Raw genomic sequence first — 15,097 nt, 5'->3', positions numbered from 1 at the left:
CGGATTATGATGGATCAGCTCATTACACAACTTCAGGCATACTTCTCGCTTCAACAAAACCAATGGGGGAATGACGTACTCGTTATTACTTGCATCAGTTTCGTTGCTTGGATTGGTTGGAAAATCCTCTATAGCCGCCTTGAATTGATTGCCGAAAAGACCAAACTTAACTGGGATAACGTGGTAATTAGCTCCCTAAAAACCCCCATCAGTAGCTTAATTTGGCTCTGGCCTGCCACGGTATCCATTGGCCTGATATTGCAAAGTTATGTCAATCACACCCTCGATTGGCTGAGCACCTTAAAAATCCTGCTGGTGATTGTTATCTTCATCTGGATAACTATTCGCCTTGTTAACAATATCGAAGAACAGTTTCTTAAAGAAAAAAAGCGCGATGAAACGACCGTACAGGCCATTGCTAAAGTAATTCGTTTACTGTTTATCGTGATGGGCTGCCTCTCTGTCATGCAGACTCTAGGCTTAAGCCTGTCAGGTTTACTTACCTTTGGTGGGGTGGGTGGTTTGATTGTCGGTTTGGCCGCAAAAGATCTGCTTTCTAACTTTTTTGGCGGCATGATGATCTATTTTGATCGCCCTTTTAAGGTTGGCGACTGGATACGTTCGCCCGATAGACAGATTGAAGGAACGGTGGAGCGCATTGGTTGGCGAATGACCATCATACGAACATTCGATAAACGTCCTATTTACGTGCCTAATTCCGTATTCAGTAGTATTGTGGTGGAGAACCCTTCTCGCATGCTCAATCGCCGGATATATGAAACCATCGGCCTACGCTATGATGATACCCATAAGATCGATGCGATAATTAAAGATGTAAAATCGATGCTAGAAAACCACCCTGATATTGACTCGAAGCAGACCCTAATCGTTAATTTTAACGCGTTTGGCCCATCGTCTTTGGATTTCTTTGTCTATACCTTTACCAAGACGGTCAACTGGGTTCGCTTTCATGAAGTAAAGCAAGATGTGCTACTAGAAATCATGGCAATTATTCATAAGCACAACGCCGATGTTGCGTTCCCGACGCAGACTCTGAAAATAGAGCAGACACCTGAACCGCAAACCTTGATGCAGCAGTAGATTAAAAGCAAAAAGCGCCCAACGAAACGATTCGTTGGGCGCTTTTTATTATCTATTTTTTGCTTATTTTAACTGTTGTTCAACCAGCGTTTTCCAGTAGTTAACCCCTTTAACAAGGATGTTATCATTAAAGTCATAATGCGGGTTATGTAGTGCTGTACCACCGCACTCTCCTTGGCCATTTCCAACCAAAATATAACAGCCTTTCACTTCTCTCAGCATAAAGGAGAAGTCTTCGCTAATGGTAAACGGGTCGCAGTTATCAACAACATTCTCTTCTCCCACCACCGCCGCAGCCGCTTTCACAGCATGAGCTGTCTCTTCCGGAGTGTTAATGGTAGATAGGAAAGTATTAATAAACTCATATTCGTACTCCACACCAGCAGACATACATTGACCAGCAACCACTCTTTCGATCGCCTTTTCAATTTTATGAAGTGCCGTATCCGTAAAGCTGCGAGTGTCACCCTTAATTTTTACGCGCGATGGAATAACATTCACGGTGCCATTGGTGGCAAATTCCGTCACCGAAATAACCGCAACTTCATCAATAGAACTAAGATGACGAGAGACAATGGTTTGAATTGCCGTCACGACTTGCGCACCGACAACAATAGGGTCGGTTCCCATATGTGGTAGAGCAGCGTGTCCACCTGTGGCAATGATATCTATCTCAAAACTGCTTTCACTGGCCATAATAGAGCTAGGACGAGTGACGAACTTCCCTTCAGGAATTCCGGGTAAGTTATGCATCGCATAAACTGCATCAATGTTCCAGCGTGTAAATAGCCCATCAGCAATCATGGCTTTAGCGCCAACACCGTGTTCTTCACCCGGCTGAAAGATAAAATAAACCGTACCGTCAAAATTGCGTGATTCCGATAATACTTTTGCCGCACCAAGTAACATTGACGTATGACCATCATGTCCACAAGCATGCATAACGCCTTCATGTACTGAGGCGTAATCAAAAGTGTTTTTCTCTTCTATGTGAAGCGCATCCATATCGGCTCTAAGACCGATAGAGCGTTCGCTATCGCCACACTTTAAGATCCCTACCACACCTGTTTTACCAATGTTGCGATGTACTTCCAGACCAAACTCTTCCAGCTTTTCAGCAACAAATGCAGATGTTAGCACTTCTTCGAAACCAAACTCAGGGTGCTTATGAATATGGTGACGCCATTCGATAACTTGTTGTTCAATTGTCATCCGAACCTCTCACATAGATGTCGTTATATGTATAAATAACTGTAGATATAAATGAGCCCCTGCACTTTAAAAAGTCAGGGGCTATGTCTTATAACTGATTAGTAATTAGCCTACTTGATCAGCTTTCTCTAACTCAATTTTAGTTTGCTCGTCAGCAGCAACTTGTACTGGTTCATCAGCAAACTCTTCACGGAACATCTTGAATGTACTCCAGATACATAGGAAAAGTACAAACATCAGTGGAAGAGCAAATATCAGACTGATACTTTGCAGCATGTCGATACCTGTTTTGGTTGTCATCATCAGTGTAAGAGCCATTGCACACTGAGCGATAACCCAGATGATTTTCATTTTGTTACTTGGGTTCTCAGAACCATCTTCACACATACTTGCCAACGTAAACGTTGAGCTGTTAAGCGATGTGATGAAACAAGTAAATAGAGCAATAACAACACCAATTGAGATAACTGTACCCATTGGGTAATCTTGAAGCACAATAAATGTAGCGGCTTTAGACGATGCAGCAGCAGCTTTCAGTACTTCCGGCTCAGACTGGATACCAATTGTTCCGAAGAACGCAACCCAGATGAAGATACCGATACATGGGATAATCATAGAGCCTAGTACGAATTCGCGTACTGTACGACCTTTAGATACACGTGCAATGAACGGACCTACAAACGGTGCCCATGCAATCGCCCAAGCATAGTAGTAGATAGGCCAGCCACGGATCCAACCCGCTTCTTCTTCTGCTGCAAACGTAGGTAGCATTAGACCATCTTGGAAGAAGTCATTTAGGTAGTTACCAATCGAATCAAAGTAAACGTTGATCATTGTTGTAGTAGGACCAACAATCGCAACAAGTAGAATCAAACCAACCAACAAGTATGCGTTGTAGTCAGAAAGAAGCTTGATACCTTTTTCTAGACCCGTCGTTGTACAAATAATCGTGATTAACGCAACTACACCAACAAGCAGGAAGATAACCCATGGAGCATCCGGCGTACCGAATAGGTAAGAGAAACTAATACCTAAAGACAGACCTGTTTGACCAAGAGACGTAGAGATACCTGCAATCGCACCAAATACACAAATAAGGTTAACAATTTTACCTAAGTTGCCGTTCGCTTTACCACGACCCCAAGGGATTAGAATGTTACTGATTAGGCCACTCTCTTTTCTACGGTACATAAGGTAACCAAGAACAAGACCTACAACAGAGAACGCAGCCCAAGCTTGAATACCTTGGTGAATAAAGCTTTGCTTCATTGCGAACTCAGCTGCTTCAGCTGTTTGTGGGTCAATACCTGTTGTAGATAGTGGGTTCATATAGTGGTAAACAGGTTCTGCAACACCCCAGTAAAGCATTACTGTACCCATACCAGCGGAGAACAGCATACCGATCCATGAGAAGGTGCTAAATTCAGGTTTAGCATCATCTGGGCCAAACTTGATGTTGCCGTATTTACTGAACGCGAAGAAGAACATTAGCATTACATAAGCAAATGAGCCGGCCATATATATCCAACCAAATGTATCCGTTAGATAGTTCATAGTGCCAATACCTACTGAGTACAGTTTATCTGGGAATAAGATACCTGCTGCTACAATAAGCAAGATAAAGCCAATAGTACTGGTGAACAGCATACGGCCTTGTTTTAGTTGTGGTTGATTCGCTGACATTATCAGTTCTCCTGCGAATTATTTAATTACGATGAGTTCTGGTTCAGCACGCTCGCTTAACCATTCCGCACCATCTTCTGTGATTACGATGTTCTCTTCATGAACCATAGACTTGCCAGGTGCGTACACCATGCCTGGTTCTAGTGTCATTACCATGCCAGGTTTCAGCACAGTGTTGTCTGTTGCGGTGTTAGAAGGACGCTCTGTCAGTTCCATACCTAAACCGTGACCAAGACGACCTACGTCGTTACCTAGTGCACCGTTGGCTTCCAGTACTTTCCACATTGCGTTGTAGATATCTGTTGTTGTTGCACCCGGACGTGCGGCTTCAAAGCCTTTCGTCGTCGCTTCATACGTTGCACGGTAAGCGGCTTTGGTCTGCTCGCTTGCGTCACCAAATGCCCAGTTACGGTCAAAGTCAGAGAAGTAACCATCACGTACTGCGCCCGTATCAATGATAAGCACATCGCCGTGTTCAATAACGCGATCAGTTGGACCCATTATGATGCTGTCATAACCATCTGGGCCTGAGCCTGCAATGATATACGGACATTCATCTGCGCCTTCTAAAAGCATATCAATACGGAACTGCTTACAGATTTCACGCTCAGACATACCCGCTTTGGCGTATTCTGGAATTTTTGCAAAACCCACGTTAGTGATGCGGCAGATCTCGCGTGTTTTTTCGATTTCAGCTTGAGATTTAATTTGACGAAGCTCGTGAACGGCAAGAGAAACATCAACAAACTCTTTTTTCACCATAGTGGTTAACGCAAGGTAGTTGTTCACTGGCATACGTAGGTGAGATTCGATACCAAGAGTGGCACCAACACGACCGTGCTTACATGGTAGTGAGTTCAATACACTTGCAACTAGGCTGATACCGTCATCTTCTGGACGTGGTGATGGCCAAGTGATGATGTTATCAATCCAAGTTCCCGCCATGCCGCTTGCGCCGATTTCAGGAATAATAGCGGTAGGTTTACCTTCAGCTGGAACCACAACAAACCAAGGACGAGTAGGGCTATGCCAGAATTGCGTATGAAAGCCGGTAAAGTAACGAACGTTCGGCTCAGTGGTAAAAATCATCGCATCTAGCTTCTGCTCGTGCATGATTTTTTGAGCTCTTTGTGTTCTGTTTTCAAATTCGGCTTGTTCAAAGCCTCTGTTTAGAAAATCCATTAAAACCTCTTATCTATATTATTTGGCTCAGCTAATAAGCAAAAAAGCTTTTTAGTTAAATTTTGTTTACGCTACGGTGAACATTCTTACTGATAATTCACCCAATTAATGTGACCAACCCCTTAAAGTTACCATTAGTTGACGGAAATACAATTTCAGTGCTTAAAAGAATGACATTTGTCACATTCAGTTCCATTTAGGTAACTTTGATCTTGATCTGAATCCGGAAGTGTAGTGATATAGCTCTAAAGAGTTGATCGTTTAGTTGCAATTTGAGCGTGAAATTAAGACAATGCTCATCAGATACAGTTAACATTAGTGGCCTGAAATGAACGCTTCCGCATATAAATCATTCAATATTGTTTTTACAGATGGAGATAGAGAGTATTTAGAGTCCAATTTTCGTCTCGCAGAGACCATTGCAGAGTTTATTGGTCCCCACTGTGAAGTGGTGATCCATTCATTCGAAAGCTTTGAAAAATCTGTAGTGAAAATCGTTAACGGTCACCATACCGGACGAGAAGTCGGCTCCCCTATTACCGATATGGGATTAAAAATGCTCAACGCTTTCGAGAAGACTGGGAACGTAACGCCAAAAAGTTACTTTACCAACGCTAAAGATGGCGCTTTATTAAAATCAACAACTTGTGTGCTTGCGGGTGAAAATGGCAAAGCTATTGGACTGTTCTGTATCAACATGAACCTGTCTCATCCATTTCCTGACATCATCAAAACATTGATGCCAGATATGTCAACGAGCACTCATGTAGGTGTTCATGAGAACTTTAGCTCATCACCGTCTGAGGTGATTGAGAATGCACTTGAAAATGCAATTCTCGAAATTGAAAACGATGCAACGATCAACTTAAAAGGTAAAAATAAGGCCATTACTAAACTTCTGTTTGATAACGGCATATTTGAATTAAAAGAGGCAACAGCTCTAGTTTCTGAGCGCCTTGGAATAACTCGCCATGCTATCTACAAGTACAACCGCGAGTTCAGATCGTAGTAATTAAAACCAGAGAGAAATGCAATGAAAACTAAAATTCACACAGATTCCGCTCCAGCAGCAATTGGCCCATATTCTCAGGCACTTGCGTTTCAGGAACTTGTATTTACTTCAGGACAACTTCCTTTAGTTCCAGAGACAATGGCGTTTCCTGAAGGTGGAATTAAAGAGCAGGCTCGTCAATCACTTGAAAATCTAAAAGCCATTCTTGAGCAAAGCGGCGCTTCTCTAAATACCGTATTAAAGACCACATGTTTCCTATCTGACATGGAAGACTTTGTTGCATTTAATGAAGTATACACAGAAGTATTTGGTACTGAGAATGCACCAGCACGTTCTTGTGTTCAAGCTGCACGCCTACCAAAAGACGCGCTTGTTGAAGTTGAAGCTATCGCTTACATCAACAAATAATTTCTGATTGGGTCACAACGAAAAGTGGCCCTTTTATCTCCACTCTTTAAAAGTACTCACTATGCTGAAAATATCAAACAACACCTTTTATACCGGTAAAACATCGCCACTTTTTGATGAAGCAATTGCTCAAGAAGTACGTGATTTCCATAAACAAATTGAAGGTTATCAAGCAACTCCGTTAGTTTCTCTTCCAAAATTGGCAGAAAAACTTGGCGTAAAAGCGATTCTAGTAAAAGATGAATCTAAGCGTTTTGGATTGAATGCTTTTAAAGTACTTGGCGGCTCTTACGCGCTAGGCAAAGTGCTTGCAGAGCACCTTGGGGAAGATATCTCCGAAATCAATCTAAAAACCGTCTCTTCGAAATTAGACAAACCACTCGTGTTCACTACAGCAACCGCGGGTAACCATGGTACGGGTGTCGCTTGGGCTGCTCGTGAAATGGGTCAAAAAGCCGTTGTCTACATGCCAAAAGGCTCTTCTCAAGCAAGCGTTAAGCGAATTAAAGGCTTGGGTGCAGATTGTATCGTCACTGATGTTAACTATGACGATACTGTACGTCTAGCTAACCAAACTGCCAACGAAAATGGTTGGATGCTTGTGCAAGATACCGCTTGGGAAGGTTACGATAAGATCCCAACATGGATTTCACAAGGTTATATGACCATGGCCACTGAAGCGGTCGAACAAGCACAAGCGCTTGAATTATTGCCGACTCACGTTGCACTACAAGCTGGTGTTGGCGCTATGGCTGGTGGTGTTTTAGGTTACCTTGCAGACAAACTTGGTTCCGACACATTTAAAACCATTATTGCAGAACCTAGTGCCGCAGACTGCATCTACCGTTCAGGCACCAGCGAAGCCGGTGAGATGGTGAATGTTACTGGCGATCTAAACTCGATTATGGCGGGTCTAGCATGTGGTGAACCAAACCCTGTCACTTGGCCAATCCTAAAAGACTGTACACAACAATTCGCTTCTGTAGACGACAAAGTGTCGGCAACAGGTATGAGAATGTTGGGTAACCCTCTTGCTGGTGACCCAGCAATAGTCAGTGGTGAATCAGGAGCAATAACAACCGGTTTACTCTATCTATTAGCCACACACCCAGATGGGATTAAAGCGGCAAAAGAGATTGGTTTAGACGAGAACGCCATAGTTATGGTGTTTAACACCGAAGGTGACACCAACCCTGAGCGCTACCGTCAAATAGTGTGGGAAGGCAAATTACCGCTAGAGCAATAATCGCTCAGCAGTAATGTAACAAACGCCCTTAAATTCCCCTTTTTGTTTCGACACTAAGGGGAATTTTTTCTTTCACCACCACTTAATGTGTCCCATCCCAATTATTAGAATAATTAGAAGGCTATATGAATATTAAGAAAAAACTCCTGCTTGCACTTATTGCAGCCAGTATTATTCCGATCCTTGTTGTTTCGTCTTTTGTTGTTAACGTTTTAAGAAACCAAGCACTTGATAATTTTACCAACAGCAGCCGAAACGAGATTCGCCAAGTAGATAACGCTATTGCTCTCTATTTTAAAGGCATAGAAGAGAACTTAACCTATCTTACCGAACAATCTTCTATGCTGGATGCGGACAGCAGCATCACCGATTACATGGATAAAGATAGTGTTCAAATGACACCAGAGAGAAATGGGGGGCTTGAACAAGATATCTACTCATTATTCAATAAAATGGGTCAAACGCACCCTGATTATGCTTACATCTACATGGGCACAAAACATGGTGGATTTGTGCAGTGGCCAACAGGTTCAAGTCCGGCAAATTACGATCCTCGCACCAGACCATTCTACAAAGATGCACTCAATAATTTTGGATCCATTAAGCGCGGTGAAGCTTATTACTGGGAACCAGATGATGCCGTTATCTTAAGCACCACGACGACTTTTAGCGATCGAAATGGTCAAAGCAATGGTGTTATTGCCATTGATGTTTCACTAAATACCCTTACCGATATCATTAAAGAAATTAAACTCGGCCAAAATGGTTACTTAATGATGGTTGAAGAGTCAGGCAACATTTTGGTGGATGTAGGTCAACCCGATAATAACTTTAAGAAACTGTCCGATTTAAACGACAGTTACCAACTGCTTAACAACACGAATGCAGGATTGGTTGAGGTTAATATTAACAACCAGAACTATCTGGCCAATATCTATAAGTCAGAAAAACTGGGCTGGAAATTTATCGGTTTAATCAGCGTCGATGAAGTGATGCAATCACGTAATGACATGATACAGCTGATCATAATAACGGTCGTCATTATGACTGCGCTATTTATTGTTGGTGCAATACTCTTTGCCAACCGTATTGCAGGGCCTTTGCAAGTCGTTTCCGGTAGCTTGCAAGATATCGCATCCGGTGAAGGGGATCTGACTAAAACCATCGTGGTAAACTCAAAAGATGAGACCGGAAAGTTAGCCCTATATTTCAATCAGTTCTTAGACGCGATTAAACAAATCGTATTGCAGATCAGTCAATCAGGTCAGCAGATGTCTCAAGCATCAGAACAAGCGATCTCTATCGCCCAAGAAATGTCAGACACCTCTGAGCGACAAAATCAGGCTGTTGAACTGGTCTCTACCGCCTTCAATGAAATGGTTGCCACCGCAAATGAAGTCTCTAACTCATGTACAGCTGCCGCAAATTCTGCTAACGAAGGACAACATTTGGTTGACCAAGGACAGCAGCATATCAATCGAGCGGTTGATAGCGTAAATGAGTTAGCTGAAGTACTAAGCCAATCATCTCTGGAAATTAAAAACCTAGAGCAAGATAGCCAAAGTATTACCGTTATCTTAGATACTATTCGTGAAATCGCCGATCAAACAAACTTACTTGCTCTTAATGCTGCAATAGAAGCTGCGCGAGCAGGAGAGCAAGGACGTGGATTCGCAGTGGTTGCCGATGAAGTTAGAGCATTAGCGAAACGCACATCTGACTCTACACAAGAGATTGATGAGCTGGTAAAACGTCTGCAACAACAGACGAAAGGCGTGGCACTTCACATGAATCGAAGCTTGGAGTCCTCTCAGACAACCGTAGAGATCACCTCATCGGTTCAAGGCAGTTTCCAAGGTATCTCTGAGTCAGTGGATGTTATCCATCAAATGAACACACAAATTGCTACCGCCGCCGAGGAGCAGCACCAAGTGGCGGAAGATATTAACAACCATATTCATCAGATACATCAAGATGCCGTTGCGGTAGAAGATATGTCTAAAAGAGCTAAAGGAAACTCTGAAGAGTTAGGTGGAATCGCTTCGCAACTAAATACCATTGTTGCGCGTTTTCGAACGTAAACCTTCACTATAATCCAATGTAAAAACACCGTAGAGGTCAGTATTTATTACTGGCCTCTTTTTTATTTTCCCGACAAATTGGTCTCAGAATGATTGATTCAGCAGCCCACGGCCACCAATGTAGCGAATTTTCTAAATAGAATAATAAACTGCCTATAAAGGGATGAGCCAGTGAGAAAATAATGAGCTTTCATTTAAAACAGACAGTTGTGTAAGATTTAGATGTTTTTCGAGGAACTGTAATTCTGATCACAATTCTCACATACTAGCTGGGCCACATATCTCATCTTATGCGAGTCATATAACAGAATCTATTGCCATTTACGTTACACTCCAGAAAATTCTTCGGGCGAAACTTAGCAGTTCATGCGTTCGCTTTCTATCACGCTAAAAATTCGACGGTATCATAATGAAATTAGGATTTAAAAAAGCGCTGCTTGTCTCCTCTTCTGTACTACTTACACTATCGGTGGGTACAGCAAACTATGTCTCTTACAGCAATGAAAGGGATTCTTTAAAAGAAGCCATCTCGGAATCTACTGCAAAAAGAGCGAAATCAGAAAGTGCGAAAGTAAAAGACTTTATGCAATCCATCGCTGACTCTGTCCACGGTATGGCAGAAGATTATCGCCAAAACCAAGATTACCAAGGGGGAGAGGTTTACCGCCTTATCTCTTATGGTCGAGCGAGTGGTATTGAAATTCTTACCTCAGGGTATAGTGACAATAGCGCTTATACCAACGATCTCAATGTTGATGGCTGGGATAACGGCAAAGGTCCTGAGAGCTATAAGCCTGCTGACAGTTTTTGGTATAAAGATGCCCAAAGAGCATCTGGCCCTATATTTACCGACATCTATGTAGATGAAACGACAAACACCACCATGGTCAGCGTGGCGGAAAAAATCCCCAACGGTGCGCTTATCGCCGATATTACTCTAGAGAAGTTGAACGAAATTGTTGACTCTGTGGATATTGAAGGGGCAAAAGCCTTTATTCTTGACCAAAACAGCGCGGTTCTAGCCTCTAACCACCCGGCGATTGAAAACACCTCTATTCTGTCGGAAAACAGCGATTTCCAAGCTCTGGCTCAAAATATTATTAGCAATAACACCCTCGCGACGGAATACACCATTGATGATGTAGATAAAGCCTTGTTCTCTCACCAAATCAATATCGGTGATAAAACATGGTATCTATCAATCGAGTTAGACAAATCCATTGCTTTTGCCAAGCTTTCTGAAGCGCGAAACAACGCCATCATTAGTACTTTGGTGTCACTGATTGTTTCACTGATCATTTATACCTTACTTCTAAACTACGTTTATCGTCCTATTCCTCTGCTTAAAAAGACCATTAACGGTTTATCGCAAGGCACCATTGATTTAACTCAGCGATTAGAGATTAAAGGGGATGATGACCTAGCCGATATCGCCAAAGGTGTTAACCAATTTATTGCCAACTTCCAAGAGATGATGCGTGATATTCAGGACGCTTCGGTACAGATGCAAGACAACATGAACCGACTGCGTGACCGTTCTGCAGAAAACGCTCAGTTTTTGCAAAATCACTTAGCAGAAACAGAACAAGTGGTCGCGGCAATTGAAGAGATGAATGCCACTGCAGAATCTATGGCCTCTGATATTAATCACACCGCAGACATTACTCGACAAGCCAATGACACAGGAGCGCAATCTCGAGCAATTACAGAACTGGCTCAATCGACCGTCGCCTCTTTGATCTCAGAAGTCTCACAATCGTCAGAAAATGTTCAGCAGATGAGCAGTGAAACGCAAAACATCAACAGCATTCTAAATGTTATTGGAGATATTGCTGAACAGACTAACTTACTAGCATTGAATGCGGCAATTGAAGCGGCTCGTGCCGGAGAGCAAGGTCGTGGCTTTGCTGTCGTAGCTGATGAGGTTCGTAACCTTGCAAGTAGAACCAAAGACAGCACCTCTGAAGTAGAGCAAGCGCTAGAGAACTTAGTTTCTCGTACTCATAACGTTGTGGAATCAATGGATACCACTAAACTTCGTTGTGAAGAGACAGCAAATAACGCCGGAGAAGTCGCCGGTAGCTTAGCCACTATGAATGACTTTGTTGAAGAGATTAATAGCTTAAGCACTCAAGTTGCCACCGCAGCAGAAGAGCAAAGTAGCGTAACCAAAGAAGTCAGTCAAAACATGACGGCGATCAGCGGTATCGTGACGGAACTGGATGCGAATGGACAACAAGCCCTTTCTGATGCGCAAGATATCGCGAAGATTAATGAACAGTTAGTCGCAATAGTTAAACGCTTTACTATTTAAGTCATTTCACTCTCTATCAAACCAATGAAGAGTTGGTAAAGAGTAGACAAAATTAAGCCCTGCCATTTTGGCAGGGCTTGTTATTTTCAGTGACAGCTCTTTTCAGTAATCGGAGGTAATTACTTTTCAATCACGACTTTAAAGGATTTCGCTTGGCATTGAGCGAAGCTTCCCATCTCGCCACTTTCTAATCGTTGGCCGTTTTGTAGTTCACTTTCATCTAACATCACTTCTGTCCACTGAGAGAGATGACCATTAAAGCGAATATTGTCGTTAATCGAGTCAGACTCACAAGGGTTATACATACGCAGTATCAGCGCATCAGCGTCTTCCGCTTTCTTCAACACACTCAGCACCGCTCCGTCTATACTCTTTTCTAGCAGGCTATAAGTTAACGGCAGGTTTTGCTCAGCAACATTCAATTTCATGGCGTTATATGGAATCTTGTTGTAGCAGTGGATTGGCGTTACATACTCACGAGCTTGAGCCATCACGTTGGCAGAAATATGATCACCAGCAAAACCGGCTAAAGAGAACTCACACACTAATTTGCCGCGCATTTGTGAATCAGGCGTTGGTATCTTGATTCCTGACGGGCGACCCGGTCTCAACAACAGCTCCTCTTTACCCAACACACCCACTGAGCGGAACAGCGTCAATGCCAGCGTCTCTTTTTTGTCACTATTGTCATTTAAGGAAATCGCTTCAAACTCACGCAGACCATTGGTGAACAGAGCCAAACCAGCCTTACCATTCTGCAATGCGGCAAAGTTCATTAATTGATAAATGGCGACTGGCGCTTCTTTCCAACCCTCTTGTTGCCAATTCGCCATTTCGGGGTCAACAACCGGGCGAGTGATGCAGCCAAACTGGTTATCAGCAACCACGGTATCACAAGCAAATGGCGTAGGGATCAGCACTCTAACTCTATGATCATCGGCTTGATTATCAAGTTCCATGCGCACATCTATGCGACGTGAGTTCTGCGGCAACGTTACCTGACAGTTCACATCTAAGTAGCCATCTGTTGTTGCTCTAGACTCTCGTTGTTCAAGATTTTCTGGAAGCTGCATTCTAAACGAGATATGAGCAACGGATTGAAACCCTTGATGTTCGATTCGCGTATCAACCTCAAACTGATCAGAATAGAGTAGCCACTCCTGACGAGAAGGTGAATAGTCATACTCGTCACCATCATCGGAGCCATCTTCTAACCTAAGCACTTGATCAAAACTTTGCTCTGTCTGTTTGTCAAAGATGGTTAATGTACCATTACCGTTTACAGTCACGCGGTAATAATCATTCTGTAAAACACCGTTTTTCTGCGTTGGAACTTTTAGCGTCCCTTGCTCATTAGCTTCAATATGAAGTGTTGTATAACCCATTGCCGGAACGGTGATATTTAACTGAATATCAAACTCCATAAACGGATCATAATTACCATAGTGAACAATTTGGCGATCCACTTTACCCGGGTCAATTTGACGCTTGTCATTAATAAAGTAATCAACCGCGTTGCCGTTTTGGTCATAAATTGAGAACTGCTGCGCACGTATAGTTATGGTCGTATTAACGACGTCTTCTCTTTCATAAGGCAGCAGGTTAAATAGAGCCAACTTGTCACAGCCCTCTTTTTCCGGCATGTGATCAACAATTTTTCGCTTATAAAAGTGGATCAAATTACTTGCCATGTCATCGGCGAGAATATAACGATTTAAAATCTCGGCATGAACCTTGTCACTACAACAGCAACCGATACTGTCGTGAGCATGGTTCTTCATGCTCTCCTTCCACATTTTCTCAATTAAGCCGTGATGGTACTCAAAGCCCAATGACCAAGCGATGGACGCCAAAGGCTCCAAAATATTGACAATTTTATTCTCAATTTCAGCATGAATTAACTTAATATCCATACGAGTTGAAGAGATGGAACGGTGGACACGCATATATTTTCCATCGTTAAACTCACCGCTAACCGTATCCAGTTTTTCTCTGTTGGCCTCGATTTTCTCGAATACCTGTTCAAAACGACTCATATGAAACTCACGATCTGGATAGACTTCACGTAACTTATCCATTACCTCGAAAATATCGTTTTGAATAGGCATTTGGTCATGCCCATTAGGCAGTAAAATATCTTTGGTTACTGAGGCATTTTCCAGCACAGGGAAATACTTATCTAAACGCGCTCGTAGCCCCTGTTCATCTTGAGGAAGGTACTTTCCAATAGCATAACCGAGTGGTAATACTTGAGCGGTCACTTCACTACCATCATTACTCTGCCATAAGAACTCTGTTTTGTTTGTACCATGGCGCTCTGAGCACCCCCGCCAAAACATTGCTCTATCTATACCAAATCCGTTATAAATCATCGGCAACTGTGAGCTCATGCTAAATGAATCGGGCAAATAACCTATTTTCATCGCATCGCCGAACTGCAAACAGTCTCGAATACCATACATCATGTTACGAACAATTGACTCTCCAGAGACTTGCATCGTATCGGTTTGAGAGTACCAGGGCCCAATGATCAATTTACCCGCTTCAACTAATGCTTTAACTCGGTCACTATGCTCAGGCTTAATGGCAAAATAGTCTTCTAATACTGCTGTCTGTCCATCCAAAACGTAATACTTGTAATCTGGATCCCTTTCCAGACGATTGATTATTTCTTCCATATTATTGACCAACAGAATACGAGACTCTTCTGTGGTGAAATACCATTCACGATCCCAGTGCATGTGAGGAGTAATATGAACGCGAGATGTCGTCATTTTTGAATACCTGATGTTGTCGCACAACATTATTGACCGCTCGTTTTGTTGATAGATAGATTTTCGATTAAACGAAAAAGCTTT

10 protein-coding genes are annotated in these 15,097 nt (G+C 42.7%); 6 read left to right on the top strand and 4 right to left on the bottom strand.

The annotated features are described in order from the left end of the window. Positions 1-9 precede the first annotated feature (9 nt). Positions 10-1,101, top strand: a complete 1,092-nt coding sequence (locus CHJ_RS17585; protein WP_317919207.1) for a mechanosensitive ion channel family protein — start codon at positions 10-12, stop codon at positions 1,099-1,101. Between the two features lie 63 nt (positions 1,102-1,164). On the opposite strand, the gene CHJ_RS17580 is transcribed toward CHJ_RS17585, so the two are convergent. The 3 genes from CHJ_RS17580 to CHJ_RS17570 form a co-directional block, all read right to left on the bottom strand. Further along, positions 1,165-2,313 carry a M20 aminoacylase family protein gene (locus CHJ_RS17580; protein ID WP_317918451.1) on the bottom strand — a complete coding sequence of 383 codons (1,149 nt, stop codon included), beginning with the start codon at positions 2,311-2,313 and terminating at the stop codon, positions 1,165-1,167. A 105-nt stretch (positions 2,314-2,418) separates the two neighbouring features. Then, complete coding sequence (locus CHJ_RS17575; protein ID WP_171755147.1) at positions 2,419-3,996, bottom strand: BCCT family transporter; 1,578 nt, start codon at positions 3,994-3,996, stop codon at positions 2,419-2,421. Between the two features lie 18 nt (positions 3,997-4,014). After that, entirely contained in the window at positions 4,015-5,178 is a 1,164-nt protein-coding gene (locus CHJ_RS17570; protein WP_317917873.1) for a M24 family metallopeptidase, read from the bottom strand. A 328-nt stretch (positions 5,179-5,506) separates the two neighbouring features. Here CHJ_RS17570 and CHJ_RS17565 point away from each other — a divergent pair, with 328 nt between their 5' ends. The 5 genes from CHJ_RS17565 (at position 5,507) to CHJ_RS17545 (ending at position 12,239) form a co-directional block, all read left to right on the top strand. Further along, the gene (locus CHJ_RS17565) at positions 5,507-6,187 is read left to right on the top strand and encodes a transcriptional regulator (protein ID WP_171753369.1); all 681 of its coding nucleotides are present in this window, start codon (positions 5,507-5,509) and stop codon (positions 6,185-6,187) included. A gap of 24 nt (positions 6,188-6,211) precedes the next feature. Next, positions 6,212-6,598 (top strand): RidA family protein, encoded by a 387-nt coding sequence (locus tag CHJ_RS17560; RefSeq protein ID WP_171753368.1) that lies wholly within the window; start codon positions 6,212-6,214, stop codon positions 6,596-6,598. Positions 6,599-6,659: 61 nt separating this feature from the next. Then, positions 6,660-7,844: a diaminopropionate ammonia-lyase gene (dpaL, locus tag CHJ_RS17555; RefSeq protein ID WP_171753367.1), complete on the top strand. Its 1,185-nt coding sequence runs from the start codon at positions 6,660-6,662 to the stop codon at positions 7,842-7,844. Positions 7,845-7,969: 125 nt separating this feature from the next. Next, a complete protein-coding gene (locus CHJ_RS17550) occupies positions 7,970-9,925 on the top strand; it encodes a methyl-accepting chemotaxis protein (protein WP_317918450.1) in 1,956 nt (651 codons plus the stop codon). 409 nt (positions 9,926-10,334) lie between these two features. Then, positions 10,335-12,239 (top strand): methyl-accepting chemotaxis protein, encoded by a 1,905-nt coding sequence (locus CHJ_RS17545; protein ID WP_171753365.1) that lies wholly within the window; start codon positions 10,335-10,337, stop codon positions 12,237-12,239. 119 nt (positions 12,240-12,358) lie between these two features. Here the strand turns inward: CHJ_RS17545 and mngB are convergent, their stop codons facing one another. Next, on the bottom strand, positions 12,359-15,013 hold the full coding sequence (gene mngB, locus CHJ_RS17540; RefSeq protein WP_317918449.1) for a mannosylglycerate hydrolase: 2,655 nt from the start codon (positions 15,011-15,013) through the stop codon (positions 12,359-12,361). Between the last annotated feature and the right edge of the window lie 84 nt (positions 15,014-15,097).

Origin of the sequence: Vibrio sp. MACH09, from assembly GCF_033238805.1 — a bacterium.
Taxonomy (GTDB): domain Bacteria; phylum Pseudomonadota; class Gammaproteobacteria; order Enterobacterales; family Vibrionaceae; genus Vibrio.
This window is presented reverse-complemented; position numbering and strand designations above follow the sequence as displayed.

Coding starts and splice junctions, on each gene's coding strand:
- dpaL (WP_171753367.1), top strand. CDS start 6,660: ATGCTGAAAATATCAAACAACACCTTTTATACCGGTAAAACATCGCCA.
- CHJ_RS17575 (WP_171755147.1), bottom strand. CDS start 3,996: ATGTCAGCGAATCAACCACAACTAAAACAAGGCCGTATGCTGTTCACC.
- CHJ_RS17570 (WP_317917873.1), bottom strand. CDS start 5,178: ATGGATTTTCTAAACAGAGGCTTTGAACAAGCCGAATTTGAAAACAGA.
- CHJ_RS17585 (WP_317919207.1), top strand. CDS start 10: ATGGATCAGCTCATTACACAACTTCAGGCATACTTCTCGCTTCAACAA.
- CHJ_RS17560 (WP_171753368.1), top strand. CDS start 6,212: ATGAAAACTAAAATTCACACAGATTCCGCTCCAGCAGCAATTGGCCCA.
- mngB (WP_317918449.1), bottom strand. CDS start 15,013: ATGACGACATCTCGCGTTCATATTACTCCTCACATGCACTGGGATCGT.
- CHJ_RS17550 (WP_317918450.1), top strand. CDS start 7,970: ATGAATATTAAGAAAAAACTCCTGCTTGCACTTATTGCAGCCAGTATT.
- CHJ_RS17580 (WP_317918451.1), bottom strand. CDS start 2,313: ATGACAATTGAACAACAAGTTATCGAATGGCGTCACCATATTCATAAG.
- CHJ_RS17545 (WP_171753365.1), top strand. CDS start 10,335: ATGAAATTAGGATTTAAAAAAGCGCTGCTTGTCTCCTCTTCTGTACTA.
- CHJ_RS17565 (WP_171753369.1), top strand. CDS start 5,507: ATGAACGCTTCCGCATATAAATCATTCAATATTGTTTTTACAGATGGA.